Below are 15,765 nucleotides of genomic sequence, written 5' to 3' on the forward strand. Positions count from 1 at the left end.
ATATGCGGAGTGCCCGTCTTGCTGGTGGTGTAGCGCCACTCGCAGGCGTCAAAATCAATATCCGCCCACCTGGCCTGTTGGAGTTCGCCGGGACGCACAAAGACGTATGGAGCAATTTTCAGGGCGCTGGACACCACAAGGCTGCCGGGATAGGCGTCTATGGTTCTCAGAAGCCTGCCCACTTCTTTTGGGTCGGTCATGGTCACAAAATGTTTCGTCTTGTGCGCCCGCAGACAGCCGCGCACGGATGGCAAGGGGTCAATCTCGGCCCGGCCTGTCGCCACGGCAAAGCGCATGATCATTCCGCAGAGAATGACGATACGCTTGGCGGAGTAAAGCTGGCCTTGGGCCTCAACACCGCGCAACAGTTCGAGAAAATCCGGCCCCTTCATCTCGCCTATGGGCCTTTTGCCGATAATCGGGAAAACGAACTTGTCCAAAAGCACCTCATAGATGTGCATGGACTGCGCCTTGATTTTTGTGGAGTGAATCTCAATCCATTCCCGCGTTACGGCTTCAAAGGTATTGCGGGCGGATTTGACACGCTCCGCCTTTGCTTCCTGTCTGGCGATTCCCGGATCAATGCCAACCGCTTTCTGCGCTCTGGATTCGTCGCGCATTTTCCGCGCCTGCTCCAAAGAAATGGCCGGATAGCTGCCGAAAGTCAGCAAGCTTTCCTTACCGTCGTTTTTACGGTATTTCATTTTCCAGTGCTTGCCGCCGGACGGGTTGACCTGCAAAAACAATCCGCCGCCATCGAAAAGTTTGTACATCTTATCTTTTGGCTTGGCATTGTTCACCTGTGTGGCCGTCAGCGGTTTTATCAATCGTGCCAAGACGTTACCCTCCTCAAAACAAACTCCCACAAGAAACCCCTGAAAAATTTTCCATGACTCCGATATAAACCCCTATAAGGGGTTCATGTCAAGGGTTTTCCGTGGACTTCGCTGGACGGCTATTTTTTGAAATCTCTGTGCTATTACTGGATTTCAGGATATAGACGGATAAGAGTGGATGCCTTTGAGTTGGTCGAGGTAAGTTGCCCATTTCTGCATAAGCTGCCGACGTTCTTCCATGTATTCCGCACGATTGTAGGCCAGCCGCACGGTATCCGGCTCCTTGTGGGCAAGCTGCGCTTCAATAACATCCGCCCGGAAGCCAAGTTCATTGAGGCGTGTGCTGGCCATTGCCCGGAAGCCGTGCAGAGTCATGGTTTCCTTGCCGTAGCCCATGCGCCGTAACGCGGCCAGGGGAGCGGCATCGCTGATGGGAGTAGTGAGCGCGCGGGCGCTGGGAAACAGCAGTTCACCGTTGCCTGTGTAGGTGTGAAGTTCTTTCAGCAAGGCCAGCACCTGTTTTGACAGCGGCACCACATGCTCGCGCCGCATCTTCATGCGCGAAGCCGGAATGATCCAGACAGCGTTTTTGCAGTCAAACTCGCTCCAGTGCGCCAGTCGTAATTCCGAAGGGCGAGTAAAAACGTAGGGCAGGATCTTCAGGCAATAGACAACGGAGGTGTAGCCGACATAGGCATCAATATCCCGCAAAAGCTGGCCGATGTCGTCCGGCAGGGTGACGGCGGCAAAATGCGTTGTCTGCACGGGTGTCAGAGCCTCAGTCAATCCAGCGGCCACATCATATTTCACGCGGCCGGTGATACGGGCATAGCGCGTCACCTGTCCGCACAGACGCATGAGCTTGTGGGCTGTTTCGTGATGGCCGAGACGCTCCGAGGGCTGAACGATCTGCAAAAAGTCGGCAGGCTCAAGCCGGGTGACGGGTTTTCCACCAATGACCGGGAAAATCGTGCTTTCCAGATAACGCCGCAATTTTTGGGCGTGCTTTTCGGAGAGTGTCGGCTCGTACCTGGCGAACCACTCCCGCGCCACAAACTCGAAGGTATCCCGCTCCTCCCGTTCCTGGGCGAGCTTGGCTTCCCTGGCCTGCTTTTTCTCCTCGCCGGGGTCAAGCCCCCTGGCCAGCAGCTCCCTGGCTTCATCGCGCCGATGGCGGGCATCTTTCAGGGAAACGGCCGGATACGCGCCAAAGCTCAACAGTTTCTGCTTGCCCTCAAAGCGGTACGCAAGCCGCCACAATTTGCTGCCGGTTGCCGTCACATGCAGGTACAGGCCGCCGCCGTCAGAAAGTTTTTGCACCTTGCCGCTGGCCCTGGCGTTCCGCACAGCGGCATCGGAAAGCTTCATGTTGGTATCCTCCAAAACAGTCCGGAAATGTGCGGCGAAAACCGGAAAAATCTACCTCCATCCATTTGAATTCAAAGAAGATTTGTAGCGTGCTGGTATTTCGCCGCGCCGAAATGGCGTCGTGGTATTGGTACCTGCGAATCTACCAACGATTTTTGTGGGTGTCCACGTGGGTACTTGGATTTTGGTGGACAAAAAGAGAAGGCCGAAACCACGTTTTTCTTAGTGATTTCGGCCTTCTATGGACTATTTTGGACTTCTTTCTGGTGCCGAAGGGGAGACTCGAACTCCCACTCCCTTGCGAGAACTAGACCCTGAACCTAGCGTGTCTACCAATTCCACCACTTCGGCGTGGAGTGTTATCTAGCCTAAGGTCTGAGGCTTGGCAAGCTTTTTTTCAGGGATCTGGCAAATTTTTTATCTTCCAGCCGCGCCGCGTCCGGCCTGCGAGCTGCCCGGCAGTCTCCGGCCTGGGGCTGAGCTCTCGAACATGACAGGGGCTGCCCATGCGTTCTCTTTTGCCCGGCACGAGATGTCTTGCCGAGTCGTTTGCAACACTGAGCGCGCAAGGGGATCAGCTCGCTGAAAATCAATGCAGCGCCACGATGCAAGCTTGCGGTGGACGCCATTGTGGCATTGGCAAAAAGATTCATCTGCCTGAATATATTTTGAATACTACTTCATTATTTTTACGATAGCTGGTATTTTATATAGAATAAATGTATCATAAGTTTATTTATTATGAATAAAAGATAAAAATAGTTATGCCTAATTCCCAACAACAAATATGAACTTTTCTCTCAAGAGAGAAAATCTGAAAATAAGCCGGCATACCTATTGAAAGATGCGGTAAAGTAATATGCGCTATTTGTGGACTTGCCTGTTGAGCTTTCATCCCTATGGTATGCAGCAGGAGAAGGAGAGACTTTTTTGAGTTGAGCGGAGCCGCCATAGAGTCCGGGCCCGACCAGAAGCCGGATGAGAAGAACCCCGCAGGGAGAGTGGGCGCACAGGGCAGGGCGGGTCCTGTCTTTTCTTGCGGAAAAAACCTGATCTCCGCAGTACGCATCAGCAGCGGGTCTGGTTTTTACGTGGCAAAGGATCTACCCTGGAGTCCGTCGCAAAGGGCAGCTCGCCCCGCCGCACGACGCATCTGGCCAAAGCTGCGATGTCAGGGCTGACGCAGCGTATGCGTCAGCCCAGGCCGCGACGCTGTGGACCCGGGGCTTGCAAAAGCGAGCGGAATGCCTAGTATGCTGCCAGTCGTGCCGTGGACCGCGCACCAGCGGCAAAGCGGGCCTGTCTGTCGCGCGTTGCCTGAAACCGCATTTTTCGCGACGGCTTTTTTATGGCAAGGAGAACCATGCCCAGAGCGCTGAATGTCCTCTTCCTGATGGAAGATCTTTGTTTCGGCGGCACGCAGCGCCAGACGCTGGAGCTGGCTCGCCGTTTGGATCGCGCATGTTTTGTTCCGTCCATGCTCACGCTCACCGGCGAAACCGATCTGGACGCCCAAGCCCGCGAAGCCGGCATTGCGCTCAACCATCTGGGCACGTCGCGCCGCGTTGCGCCCTTCTTTTTTCTGCGTCTCGGGCGGGCGCTCTTGCGGGCAAAACCGGATATTCTGGTGCCCTGCACGGCCCTGCCCAATATCTGGGGACGGCTGTGGGGCAGGCAGGGGCGGAGCCGGAGGCCCGTCATTGTGGGAACCTGCCGGGGAGGCGGTTCTCTCAAGCGCCAGCATGAACGTTTTCTCTGGCGCTTGACCGATCATCTGATCTGCAATTCCCAAGCGCTGCAACAGTCTCTTTACGCTCTGGGCGTGCCAGCGCAGCGCGTGAGCTATATCCCCAACGGCGTGGATACCGGCTTTTTTACGCCGGGGCCGGACGCGCCTTCGCAACGGCAGCCGGTTATCCTCTGCGTGGCCCGGCTTGCTCGGGACAAGGATCATCTGACCTTGTTGCGGTCTTTTGAGCAAGTGCTGCGCGTGACGCCGCAGGCGCGGTTGCGTATTGTGGGGGACGGCCCGGAGGAATCGCGCTTGCGCCAGTGGGCCCGCAGCAGCGCCGCGGGCAGCCGGGTGGATTTTTTCCCGGGCGGGCCGGATATGCGGGAGCATTATGCCGCGGCCCGGATTTTCGCACTTTCCTCGTTGCGCGAAGGCCAGCCCAATGTCATTCTGGAAGCCATGGCCTGCGGGCTGCCTGTCTGCGCCACTGCCGTGGGCGGGATTCCTCGCCTGGTGGAGGAAAATGTGGACGGCCTGCTTTCCCCTGCCGGGGATGCCGGGATACTGGCGCGCAATTGCAGCGAGCTCCTCGCAAGCCCGCAGCGTTGCGACGCTTTTGGGCGCGCCGGGCGGGGCAAGGTTGAGAGGGATTTCGCGTTTCCCGTCATGGTGGAGGCGCATCAGCAACTTTTTCTCCGTCTGTGGGAGCGGAAAAGCGGCAATGCCCGGCGGAGCGCGGGTGCATAAATGAGGACTTGGTTGCGTTGTGTGCCTGCCGCCGTTTTCATGGTTGTCGCAGTGGCCGCCTGGATGTGCGCGGGATCGGCCTTTGCCGCGGCAGAGGCCGCGGACCGCGGCGCGCGCGCAAGCCACGCGCCCCTGGAGGCTTCAGGGGCTGCGGGTACGGCTGCGCCCGCAGCCGGAAAAGAGGGTCAGGCGCCAAGGCAGGCAGCGGCGGCTCCAGCGGCAAAGCCCAGTGAGGCCACGGAACTCTGGACAGGCTCCCTCTACAGCTCGACCTTCCGGGCAGCCCTTTGTTTTTCGGCTCAGGGCGCTGTGCGGGGCGTGCTGCATCTGCGTCTTGCCAACGGCAAGACAGATGTCTATCACATCGTGGGCACAGTGAAAAATAATGAGATTCAAGCTTCGCACTCTTCCGGCCATACCTTCAGGGGGCGTCTGCTTGCTTCAGACAAGGTCCAGGGTGTGATCAGCCTGAAAAACGGAATGAAGATCAAGGTTGACGGCAAGCGGCTTCAGGATGTGCCGGTGACGGAAGACTGCGCGCCTTTGCCGCAATAGGGCTGAGGCCGGGCGAGCCCCGCTCGTCTGCTGCTGTGCGCCGGGGGGCTTGCGCGTACCGGCAGCTCGGGCAGGTCTTTGGCCGGAGTGTACGCTCTGTTTTGGGCGCACAGTTGCTTTCCTGCGCCTGATCGGGTTCTGCGCGCGATGCAGTCGGATGGCTCTGTAAAAATGTGCGTTTCTGCAGAAGACGATCCCAAGGGGCTGGCGCGCAAAGAGGCGGGCGCCCGTCAGGGTGCACGGACCGGACGCCATCGCCGTTTTTTAGAGCGGTTTGCTGTTGAAAACGGCAACCGCTCTGGCGGTCGCGGGAGCGGACGCCCGCGCCGGCGGTAGCCGTTAGCAAGCTTTGCTTGCTTGCGCCAGCCGTTGGCGAGTCTGCGAGCCTTACGGATGGCGACAGCGGTTTCGTTGAATGTTTTTTGTGGTAACTCATTGCTGTCTTCATCCGTAGCTTCCTTCGTCGCAACGGCTGAAGCAATGAGCCTGAAAACCACGCTTTTCAGGCGCTTGTCCCGCTTGCGGGGGCTTGTCCCGCTTGCGGGGAAATGATGGCAGCGCCGCTTTTGAAATTGAATACTTTCAAAAGCAAAATGCTCTAGAAAACCGTGAGGTTGCGTGCGGCAGCGCGGACGCTGCGGCGACCGTAACGGCTGCCTGACCCGGTGGCAGATATATGCCGCCGCTGCCGTGCGATTCTGTACAGGTTTTTTGCGATAGCGGGATTCCGCGGAACAAAGAAGATGTGCTTTTTCGGCAAAAGCCTCTGCAAAGGGTGTTCAAGGAGCGATTATGATCTGGTTCTGGCTGCTGGCGGCAGGTGCGCAGTGCGGTCTTTTATACCTTCTGGCCCGTGCCGGCCGCGCGCTGCCGCAAAGAGAAGCAAGGCAGGCGGCTGAAAATTGTACCGTTCCTGATGAAAAGTGGCCCAAGGCGGCGTTGATCATTCCGGTTGCCGGCGAGCATCCCAATATGGCCGCGGCCCTGAAGAGCCTGCTGTGTCAGGATTATCCCCGTCTGCTGCCCATTCTGATCACGGCGACTGCCGAAGAACCGGCTGCCCGGCTGATCCGCGATTTGCAGAAGGAATATCCGGCCGCGCGGCATGTGGTGGCCGGCAAGGCGCAGCAGTGCGGCCAGAAAAATCACAACACGCTGCAGGGCGTGGCCGCGGCGGGCAAGGAGGCTGAGGTCTATGTTTTCTGCGACAGCACGCATCTGGCCCGCCCCGATTTCGTCCGTTGCCTGACGGGCCCCATTGTCCGGGGCGAGGCGGCGTTCAGCACCGGCTATCACATGGTGGACGCCAGGGATGAGCAGACCGTCACCCTGGCCTATGCGTTTTGCGTCCTGCTGCTGCGTCTTTTGCAGGCGCTTGCGGTTTTCACCCAGCCCTGGGGCGGGGCCATGGCCATGAGCCGGGCCGCCTTTCGGGAGTACGGCGTTGCCGAGCTCTGGGCGCGTAATGTGGTGGACGACTGCTCGCTTGCCGGATTGTTGCTGGGGCGCGGCGTGCATGTCTGCCTTTGCCCGGGCGCGCTGCTGCGCACCGAGGCTGCGGGCCATGCCTTGCCGGTCTGGCGGGACTGGATGGAACGGCAAGTGCTTTTTCTCAAGTTTTGCGTGCCCGGCCAGTGGCTGCTGCTGGGACTGCTTGCATTGCTCATGGCTTTGCCGCCGCTGTGCGCCGGTCTGGCCCTGCTCGGGGGCCTGCTGAATGTGGGCAGCGCCGCGGCGGTATTCACTGCCTTGCTTTACCTTGCCGCCTTGGCGGCCGTGCTGTATGTCTGGCGGGAATTTCTGCCCGCGCCTCCCCCTCTCTGGCGCTGGATATGGGCGTACTTCTGCGCGTCGGCCATGTTCGTCCGGGTTTATTGCCGCACTATTCCGGCTAGGGGCATTATCTGGCACGGGCTTTCCTATACTGTGGGGCAGGGGGGAACAGTGCTCCGCATGCAGCGCTGAGCGGCGCTGTCCTGTTTTTTTGACACTTGCCCCGGCCCGGAGTACATTTATACATGATACTTGCCGTCGATTGCGCAGGCTCCCGACGATCGCCCTGCGCGGCGGTTTATTGATGGGCAATTTTTCAATGGTAGCTTTATGATCGCCATGTCCGATCTTTTTCGCGTCAGCCTCAGACAGGTTGTGCGCCAACGCGGCTTCGGGGTAATTATATCCATTGCCCTGGGCATCACCGCCTTTATTGTCCTTTCCGTGCTGGGGCGCGAAATCCGCTATAAAGTCGGTCAGGATATGGTGCTCATGGGCGGGGTCAACGTGATTCAGGTCCTCATGGGCGACAGCCAGTACCCCGGCCAGCCCAGGCGCGAATTTTTTCCGGCAGCCGTGGAGGCCCTGCGCCGTCTTCCGGGCGTGGCTCTGGTCAGCCGCAATGTGCGCGAGGGCAAAAGGTTTGCCTTGCGCGGCGAAGGCGAACGCTCCCTGTCTGTGGGTTTTATCGGCGTGGATCAGTATTTCTCCGAGGTGTATTCGCTGACGCTGGCGGCCGGGCGTTTCTTCGACAGCGCAGATATTGAGGGGCGCCGCAGGGTCTGCATGCTGGGCAGAGAAGCGGCGAAAAACCTTTATTCCGAGCCTGAGCAGGCCATAGGCAAACTGCTTTTTCTGGAAAAAGACGTTTTTGAAGTGGTGGGCGTGGTCAGCGGCGTGATGCTGGGCAGTTGGGGGCAGGGCGGTTTTTTGCCGTACACCACCATGATCGATCGCAACTGGGGCGACGGCAAGGTGACGCGCCTCTTTGTCCGGGCCATCGGCTGGGAAGACGTCTCTCCGCTGGTCAGGCTGATTCCCACGGTGGTGCGCGAGCATCAGGCCGCGCCCTACCTGGTTGTGCGCACGCAGGAAGAACAGCTTGCCCGGATCAAGGGGACCTTCCTCTGGGTGGAGGCTTTGCTGTGGCTGGGCATTGCCGCATCGCTCATGCTGGGCGGCTTCGGGATCTGGTACGGCACTTTTGCAGCCGTGCGCGCCCGTACCCGCGAAGTGGGCCTCAAAAAAGCCATGGGCGGCTCGGACACCGACATTATGGCCCAGTTTCTGGCCGAAGCGCTTTGCAAATCCGTCGCCGGCGGCATTTTGGGCATTGTGATCGGCGTTGTGCTGGTTGAGGCGGGAGCCTGGGCTCTGGGCACAGGCATCTCTTATCCGTTGCTGATCGCCAGCAGCCTGGGCAGTATTGCTTTTTCCGCCGTCATTGGCGTGGCAGGCGGCTTGTATCCGGCCATTCAGGCCAGCCGCATGGATGTTGTTTCGGCCTTGCGCTTTGAATAGGCCGGCCCGGCGCAGCTCCGCAGCCCGGCGCGCCCAGGCCTTGAGGCAAGAGCCCCGCAAACGGCAGGCGCGGTTTTGCGTTTGCCGAAAGCCTGCATGCGGCCGGGGAGCGTCTCTGACCGCTGACGGCCCCGAAAAGAACTGCCGCCGCCGCGCTGAGGCAAAACAGGGCGGCGGATTGGAATGGTAATCTGTTTTTGAGAGCGTTTCGCTCATGAAATGAGCTAAACGCTCTGGCAGGGCGAAGCCATGCCCGCCCGCGAGCGTCAGCCGTTGGCGGCTGTGCCGCCTTACGGATGACGACAGCAGAGACAGGCGCAGGCGCAATTTACTTTTGTCGTGAAGCGCCGGAGCGAGCGCTTCAAAAGCAATATACTCTAGGATGCAGTATGGCTCCGGTTATCGTCGCCAAAGATTTATATAAATGCTATGCCGGTTTCGCGCCCGTGCTGCGTGGCGCAAGCATTGAGCTGGAAGCCGGCGAGCTTGCGGCCATCATGGGGCCGTCGGGCTGCGGCAAATCCACCATGCTGCACATTCTCGGCATGTTGCATGCCCCTGATGCGGGCTCGCTGGAGATCCTCGGCGCCAACGTGCTTGCCCTCAACCGGGAGCAGACCGCCGCCTTCCGGCGCGGCAACATGGGCTTTGTGATGCAGTCCAGCAATCTTTTCGAGCACTCCACCGTGTTTGAAAATGTTGAGTTTCCACTGATTTATGAAGGCGTGCCGCCCCAGGAGCGCTGGGAGAGGGTTATCCGCGCGCTGGAACTGGTGCGCCTTTCAGCCCGGGTGCATTATCGCAGCAACCGCCTCTCCGGCGGCGAGCAGCAGCGTGTGGCCATTGCCCGGGCCATGGTCAACAATCCGCGCATTTTGCTGGCCGATGAACCGACCGGAGCTCTGGACGCCCGCACCAGCCGGTTGATCATGGAAAATTTCTGCACCTTGTGCCATACGGGGCGCGTTTCCATGGTCATGGTCACCCATGATCCCAAAATGGCCGAGTATTGCGACAGCGTGTACACCCTGGAGGACGGCATCCTGCATCGCCGCAAGCGTGAGCTGGCGCCCATTGCGGCAGAGGAAGCGCACGATCTTTTGCAGGGTCCCCGGCCGGTGGTGCGCGGCGCGTTTGTGGCCCGGCGTTTTCCCGAAGTTTCCGGTCAAAATCTGATGGAAGAGGCGCACCGGCTGCATGCCGCCGGGCTGCTTTCGCGCATTTATGCCCTTCAGGGCAGCGGGCTTCTGGGCAATCCCGAGGGCTATGCGCTTCCCCTGGCGGTGCGCAGAATCGGAAAGTTGCGTTTTTTCAGCGTTTGCGCCGCGCTTTTCCGGCAGTTGCGCGGCACGTCGCACCCCCTTTGGGAGCTCTGGCACAAGCTGCCCGTGCGCTCTCGCTGGGGCAGGGAGCTTTTGAGTCATCTCTGGGCCTTTGGCTGCGGGGCCTTGCTTGCCCGCTGGGGCCTGGAAGAGAAGATTGAAATCTTTTATGCCGATGGCGGCCACAGCCCGGCTACGGCCAGTTGGGTGGCTGCGCGGCTTCTGGGCATTCCCTTTGCTTTTGCGGTGCGCTCGGCGGATTTGGCCCTCCCGGGCAAGGATTGGGCGCGTAAAGCCTCACAGGCCGCTTTTGTGCGTTGCGACACCGAGGCGGCCCTGCGCGCTCTGCGTCAGCTTTTGCCGGATCTGCCGGAAAACAAACTGGTTTTGCTGCGCGATCCTCTGACGCTCGCCCCGGCGGATGACGAGGCGGAAATGTCCCCTGCCTCAGGAAAAGCCGCGTCCACGCTTAACATCCTGGCCGTGGGCAGCATTTGCGCGCGCAAGGGCTATGACCTTCTGCTGCGGGCTTGCGCGCATCTGCGCGATAACGGGCTTGACTTTCATCTGAAAATTGTGGGCCAGGGGCCTGAACGACTTTATTTGCGCTGGCTCGCCTGGCGGCTGGGTTTGCGCAAAATGGTGGATTTTCCCGGTCAGGTGCCGCACGAGAATATGGCCGATCTGTATACAAAGAGCGATATTTTTGCGGCCCCGGGCCGCAGAACCAAACATGGCGATGAGGATGGCCTGCCTTCAGCCCTGGCGGAAGCCATGAGCTTCGGGCTGGCGGTGGTGGTCAGCGATTTGCCGGGTCAGACCGAGGCCGTGCAGAATCAGGAAAGCGGCCTGGTTGTGCCCCAGAACGATCCGGCCGCTCTGGCAAAGGCTCTGGAAACTCTTGCCGCCCGGCCGGAAGAGCGCCGCCGCCTTGGCAACAATGCCCGCTTGCGCATCCGCGATCTTTTGGATGAAAGCGCTGCCGAGGCCCGACTGCGCGAGCTCCTTGCGGCGGCCTGCCGAAAAGCCTGAAGTGGGACGGCGCTTGCCGCCGAGGCGCGTCTTTCGTTTGGCCCGGGGGATGTTATGGATTTTAACGGCATACGCGTGCTGGTTGTGGGCGATGTGATGCTTGATCACTACATTGCAAGCCGGGTGGAGCGTATCTCGCCGGAAGCGCCGGTGCCCGTGGCCCGCGTCGGAAAACGCTGGTCCGCTCCGGGCGGCGCGGCCAATGTGGCGCGCAATCTGGCGCGGCTCGGGGCGCAGGCGCGGCTTGCGGGTCTGGCCGGGCAGGATGAAGCGGGCAAGGCCTTGCGTCAGGAGCTGGCCGCCGAGGGCGTTGAGGAAGGCCTGACGCTTTCCGCCACGCGGCGCACCACATGCAAGACCAGAGTTATTGCCCAGGGCCAGCAATTACTGCGTCTTGACGACGAGCAGTGCGACGCCCTGCAGCCGGAGGAGAGCGCGGCCCTGCGGGAAAAGGCGCTGGCGTTGCTGCCCGGCTGCGGCGCGGTGGTTCTTTCCGATTACGGCAAGGGCGTTCTGCTCTCGCCCTCTGAGGGCGAGAGTCTGTGCGCCTTGCTGATCGCGGCGGCCAGGCGTGAGCATATTCCCGTGCTTGTGGACCCCAAGGGCGCGGACTGGGGGCGGTATGCCGGGGCGCAGTGCGTTACGCCCAACAGCGCCGAATTTGCGGCCATCTGCGGACGTGACCATCATGCGAGGCTCCCGCGTCGCGAACGTGAAGATCTGGCCGGCGAGGTGCGTGAGGAATATGGCTTTGAGCGGCTTTTGCTGACGCGCGGGGCCAGGGGAATGATCCTGTTTGAAAAAGACAAGCCGCCGTTTTACATACGCGCCGCAGTGCGTGAAGTGGCCGATGTCTCCGGCGCGGGCGACACCGTTGTGGCGACCCTTGCCGCCTGCGTCGCCAAGGGGCTGGATTGGGAGCGGAGCGCGCGCATCGCCAATGCCGCGGCCGGCGTGGCTGTTGGCAAAATGGGCACCGCGCCGGTCAGCCTGGCCGAACTTAATCAGGCCTTGCGCGAAGAGGCGGACAACCCCAAACTCTATGCCCGCCCCGCGCTTTTGGAGAAGATTGAAGACTGGCGGCGACGCAATGAGAGCATTGTTTTCACAAACGGCTGCTTTGATCTGCTGCATCCGGGCCATGTTTCATTGATCCGCCAATGCGCCTCTCTTGGCGATCGCTTGGTCGTGGGATTGAACAGCGATGCTTCAGTGCGCCGTCTCAAGGGCCCGGGCCGTCCAATTCAGAATGAAGAGAGCCGTGCCTTACTGCTGGCCGCGTTGCAGGGCGTGGATGCGGTCACGCTTTTTGACGAGGACACGCCCCTGGAGTTAATCCGCATGGTCCGGCCCGACGTCCTGGTTAAAGGCAGCGATTACACCGAAGATACGGTGGTGGGAGCGGATTTTGTGCGGGCCTGCGGCGGCCGCGTGCATCTGGCGGATCTGGTCAAGGGATGCAGCACCACCAATCTGGTGCGGAGCATGAATAACAACGAGGCTTGAGACAAGGCTTCTCTGTTTCAAAAGCCGCGGCTGCGGCCTGCCTTTGCCGTGCATGCCCAGCCTGACGGGCTGGCGGAAGCGTCTCGCCTCTCACTATATTTTTTCTGGAGGCCGTATGCAGCGCATACTTGCAGCCGATATAGGCGGCACCAACTGCCGCTTCGCCCGTTTCAGTCTGGAGAGTGAGCGCTTGACGCTGGAGCGCGTGGTCTGGATCAAAAGCGCCGGACTTTTGGACACGGATATGGTGCTCACGGCGCTGAGCCGCGAGCTGGAAACGCCCCTGGACACGGCTGACGCGTTCGTCCTGGGGCTGGCTGGCCCGGTGAGCGACGGTCTGCACGGCAAGCTGACCAACGGCTCGCTGGAGGTGGACTTTTCCGATCTCAAGGCCCGCTACGGCATTCCACGCTGTAGAGTGCTCAATGATTTTATGGCCGAAGCCTATGGCTGTCTGACAGAGATCGGCGATCAGGCGCGCTGCATCGTCACGCCGGCGTTGGAGGCCACTCCCCCGGCCACCGCAAGCCGGGGCGTGCTGGGCGCGGGCACGGGTCTGGGCACGGCCTCTCTGGTGCATGACGGTCGCGGCGGCTGGTTGCCTGTGCCGGCTGAAGGCGGCCACACCACCTTTCCCTTTGTGGGCGACGAGGAAAATGATTTTCATAAATTCGTCTGCAGCGAGCTGGGGTATCCCTATGCGCGCGGCGACGACATCCTCACCGGCAAGGGCCTTTCCCTGCTGCATCGGTATCTCACCGGCGAACGCCTTGAAGCGCGGGAAGTGGGCGAAAAGGCTCTGAGCCGCGACACGCCTACCTTGCGCTGGTATTCCCGCCTGTACGCGCGGGCTTGCCGCAACTGGATTTTGACCACGCTCTGCCGCCGGGGCCTGTGGATCGCCGGGGGCATAGCCAGCCGCAATCCCTTGAGCGTCACCAGCGAGTATTTTCTGGAAGAGTTTTACAGCACGCCGCATTTTGAAGCCTTGATACGCAGCGTGCCTGTGTACCTCATTGAAAACAAGAACAGCGGCCTTTGGGGCGCGGCTCAGGCCGGATTTGAGCTGTTGCGCCGCGAAGCCGCCTGAAGCGGGGCCGTCTCAGGCAAAATCCGCGCGAGACAGGCAAGGCCCTGCCGCATGTTTCGGCGGATCTCTGTCGGCTTGTGAAAATGTTGAATTTCTGAACTGCCAAAAGCGAATTGCCATGCAAGCCAGGCCACACGCCAGGAGCACGCCGCAACGCCCGCGTTTCTCGCCGGATTTTTCCCGGATTATCGGGGAAAATATTCCGGATGCTCTTCTTGTCTACCATCTCGCGCCAAACTATCAGATCTGCTATGCCAATGAAAAGTTCCTGAGTTTTCTCAACTGCGATTTCCAGGACTTTATGCGGCAAACCGGCGGCTGTCTTCTCAATGTGGTGCATCCTGAAGACAGGGAGCGCGTTCAGGCCGCACTTGAGGCCTTTTGCCGGCAGGGCGAGACCTGGTCCGTCGAATACAGAGCTTTGCAAAAAGACGGCGGCTTTCTGTGGCTGCGCGATGTGGGCAAAAAAACGCTTTCAGAGGACGGCACGCCCCTTGCCGTCAGTGTTTGCGCGGACATCACGGAGCTTGTCGGCTTGCGGCAGCAGGTAAAACCCGAAACCGTGCCGTTGCAGACCCTCATCGACTCTTTGCCGTGCGGGATCTGCAAGGTTAAGGCAAACGACGATCTGGAGCTTGTCCACGCCAATGCCTTTTTTTACGATATGCTGGGCTATACGCGCGCGGACGTGGAAAAACAAGGCTTCAACAACGTGAAAGCCTGCATCTATCCGGCTGATCTGGAGATGGTGCGGCAAGTGGTGCGCGAGAACGTGCAGCAGCGTTGCGCGTTTTTTGAACTGGAGCACAGGCTTTTTCATCAATCCGGCAAAGTGCTCTGGGGCCGGATCAGTTGCAGTTATGATCCCGCGGAACCGGATATGCTGACCTGCGCGCTTTTTGATATCACGCTGCGCAAAACTATGGAGGAAAAGCTGCGGATCAGCGAGGAAGAGAGCCGGATTGCCTTCCAGCACACCGACAAGGTCATGGTTATTTACGATCCCGGCGTCAGGGTGCTCTTTCAGCCGCAAGAAGCCGCAAGCGCGCTGGGGCTGCCCGCGGTGGTGCACGGGGTGCCGGAAAGCGTCGTGGCCAGGGGCATCGTGGCTGAGGAAAGCGTGGAAAACTATCTGAAATTTTTTCACGCCATGCAGCAGGGCATCCCGCACGGCAGCGCGACCCTGAAACTGAAGTGCAAGGGGACATTTGAATGGTTCAGCGGCCGGTACACCTTGATTTTCAGCAAGGAAGGCAAGCCGCAGCGCGGGATCATCTCTTATGAGAACGTGACGGAACAGCGTGAAAAAGAGCTGGCGTACCAGAAATGGATACAATCCTTCAAGGCGCAGCAGGAAAACAGCATCGGATACTATGAGTTCAACTTGTCCAAGAATACCTATGAGGGCAATGAGCGCCGCAATTCCGGAGCCCTGCCCCCGGATGTGAAATCCTTTTCAGGCATGGTGAACCATATTGCGCGCCATTATGTGTATGAGAAGGATTTGCCCGCCTATCTCAGCGTCTTTGACCGTGAAAAGCTTCTCGGCAAGTTTTACAGCGGCCAGTGCGAAACCCAGTTGGACCATCGTTTCATTGGCGCGCAGGGCGTAGTGTATTGGGTGGCGGCCAGGATTCAGCTTGTTCCCGATCCTTTCACCCAGGACGTCAAGGCTTTTATTCTGATCAGGAATATCGACGCGCAAAAGAAAAGAGAGCTGGAACTGCAAAGCCTCATTGAGCAGGACGATCTTACAGGCCTGCTGAACCGCGGGACCGTGGTCAAGCGGGTTTCCGAAACCCTGCGGCTGAGCGGCGCCGGCGCGTGGCATGGCCTGATTATGCTGGATGTGGACAATTTCAAGCTCGTCAACGACCGTCTCGGGCATCAGTACGGAGATCAGGTGCTCAGGGACATAGCCGATTCCCTGAAACAGGTCCTGCGCAAGAATGATTTGTGCGGCAGGCTGGGCGGCGATGAGTTTGTGGTTTTTTTAACGGATATTCCGCCCGAGCTGGCGCTGGAGAAAAAACTGGAAGTTCTGCGGCGGGCTGCCGCCAGGTACTGCCAGGCGGGTTTGAAAATTACCGCCAGTCTGGGGCTTGCACGCTACCCGCAAGACGGAAAAAGCTTCAGCGATCTCTATGAGAAAGCGGATATGGCGCTTTACGAGGCAAAACGGCTCGGACGCGATCGCTATGTGATCTACACTCCGGCTCTGGAAGCGCAGCGCGCAAGCGCCGGCCTTTTTACCCGGCCTTGAGTGCGAACCCGCTGTGCCGG

11 protein-coding genes and 1 tRNA gene are annotated in these 15,765 nt (G+C 59.7%); 9 read left to right on the forward strand and 3 right to left on the reverse strand.

The genetic code is table 11. The annotated features are described in order from the left end of the window. The 3 genes from G7Y52_RS04195 to G7Y52_RS04205 form a co-directional block, all read right to left on the reverse strand. The coding region (locus G7Y52_RS04195) for an integrase arm-type DNA-binding domain-containing protein (RefSeq protein ID WP_165066572.1) at positions 1 to 836 on the reverse strand (836 nt) is incomplete at its 3' end. A gap of 153 nt (positions 837 to 989) precedes the next feature. Further along, a complete protein-coding gene (locus G7Y52_RS04200) occupies positions 990 to 2,204 on the reverse strand; it encodes an integrase arm-type DNA-binding domain-containing protein (RefSeq protein WP_165066575.1) in 1,215 nt (404 codons plus the stop codon). A 264-nt stretch (positions 2,205 to 2,468) separates the two neighbouring features. After that, positions 2,469 to 2,555 (reverse strand) — tRNA-Leu (locus G7Y52_RS04205). A 155-nt stretch (positions 2,556 to 2,710) separates the two neighbouring features. On the opposite strand from G7Y52_RS04205, the gene G7Y52_RS04210 reads away from it, so the two are divergent. The 9 genes from G7Y52_RS04210 to G7Y52_RS04250 all read left to right on the forward strand — a co-directional run bounded on the left by G7Y52_RS04210 (position 2,711) and on the right by G7Y52_RS04250 (position 15,745). Then, entirely contained in the window at positions 2,711 to 2,902 is a 192-nt protein-coding gene (locus G7Y52_RS04210) for a hypothetical protein (protein WP_165066578.1), read from the forward strand. Positions 2,903 to 3,567: 665 nt separating this feature from the next. After that, positions 3,568 to 4,683 (forward strand): glycosyltransferase, encoded by a 1,116-nt coding sequence (locus tag G7Y52_RS04215; RefSeq protein WP_165066581.1) that lies wholly within the window; start codon positions 3,568 to 3,570, stop codon positions 4,681 to 4,683. A gap of 21 nt (positions 4,684 to 4,704) precedes the next feature. Continuing rightward, entirely contained in the window at positions 4,705 to 5,238 is a 534-nt protein-coding gene (locus G7Y52_RS04220) for a hypothetical protein (RefSeq protein ID WP_241159585.1), read from the forward strand. Positions 5,239 to 6,030: 792 nt separating this feature from the next. After that, a complete protein-coding gene (locus G7Y52_RS04225; RefSeq protein ID WP_165066584.1) occupies positions 6,031 to 7,203 on the forward strand; it encodes a glycosyltransferase in 1,173 nt (390 codons plus the stop codon). 138 nt (positions 7,204 to 7,341) lie between these two features. Further along, positions 7,342 to 8,532 carry an ABC transporter permease gene (locus G7Y52_RS04230; protein ID WP_165066587.1) on the forward strand — a complete coding sequence of 397 codons (1,191 nt, stop codon included), beginning with the start codon at positions 7,342 to 7,344 and terminating at the stop codon, positions 8,530 to 8,532. A gap of 389 nt (positions 8,533 to 8,921) precedes the next feature. Continuing rightward, a complete protein-coding gene (locus tag G7Y52_RS04235; protein WP_165066590.1) occupies positions 8,922 to 10,886 on the forward strand; it encodes a glycosyltransferase in 1,965 nt (654 codons plus the stop codon). Positions 10,887 to 10,940: 54 nt separating this feature from the next. After that, positions 10,941 to 12,392 (forward strand): D-glycero-beta-D-manno-heptose-7-phosphate kinase, encoded by a 1,452-nt coding sequence (gene rfaE1 / locus G7Y52_RS04240; protein ID WP_165066594.1) that lies wholly within the window; start codon positions 10,941 to 10,943, stop codon positions 12,390 to 12,392. 115 nt (positions 12,393 to 12,507) lie between these two features. Further along, positions 12,508 to 13,482, forward strand: a complete 975-nt coding sequence (locus G7Y52_RS04245) for a glucokinase (protein ID WP_165066597.1) — start codon at positions 12,508 to 12,510, stop codon at positions 13,480 to 13,482. Positions 13,483 to 13,600: 118 nt separating this feature from the next. After that, the gene (locus G7Y52_RS04250; RefSeq protein WP_165066600.1) at positions 13,601 to 15,745 is read left to right on the forward strand and encodes a diguanylate cyclase; all 2,145 of its coding nucleotides are present in this window, start codon (positions 13,601 to 13,603) and stop codon (positions 15,743 to 15,745) included. Positions 15,746 to 15,765: the final 20 nt, after the last annotated feature.

Origin of the sequence: Desulfovibrio sp. ZJ200, assembly GCF_011039095.1 — a bacterium.
Taxonomy (GTDB): Bacteria; Desulfobacterota; Desulfovibrionia; order Desulfovibrionales; family Desulfovibrionaceae; genus Desulfovibrio.

Coding starts and splice junctions, on each gene's coding strand:
- G7Y52_RS04200 (WP_165066575.1), bottom strand. CDS start 2,204: ATGAAGCTTTCCGATGCCGCTGTGCGGAACGCCAGGGCCAGCGGCAAG.
- G7Y52_RS04210 (WP_165066578.1), top strand. CDS start 2,711: ATGCGTTCTCTTTTGCCCGGCACGAGATGTCTTGCCGAGTCGTTTGCA.
- G7Y52_RS04215 (WP_165066581.1), top strand. CDS start 3,568: ATGCCCAGAGCGCTGAATGTCCTCTTCCTGATGGAAGATCTTTGTTTC.
- G7Y52_RS04225 (WP_165066584.1), top strand. CDS start 6,031: ATGATCTGGTTCTGGCTGCTGGCGGCAGGTGCGCAGTGCGGTCTTTTA.
- G7Y52_RS04230 (WP_165066587.1), top strand. CDS start 7,342: ATGATCGCCATGTCCGATCTTTTTCGCGTCAGCCTCAGACAGGTTGTG.
- G7Y52_RS04235 (WP_165066590.1), top strand. CDS start 8,922: ATGGCTCCGGTTATCGTCGCCAAAGATTTATATAAATGCTATGCCGGT.
- rfaE1 (WP_165066594.1), top strand. CDS start 10,941: ATGGATTTTAACGGCATACGCGTGCTGGTTGTGGGCGATGTGATGCTT.
- G7Y52_RS04245 (WP_165066597.1), top strand. CDS start 12,508: ATGCAGCGCATACTTGCAGCCGATATAGGCGGCACCAACTGCCGCTTC.
- G7Y52_RS04250 (WP_165066600.1), top strand. CDS start 13,601: ATGCAAGCCAGGCCACACGCCAGGAGCACGCCGCAACGCCCGCGTTTC.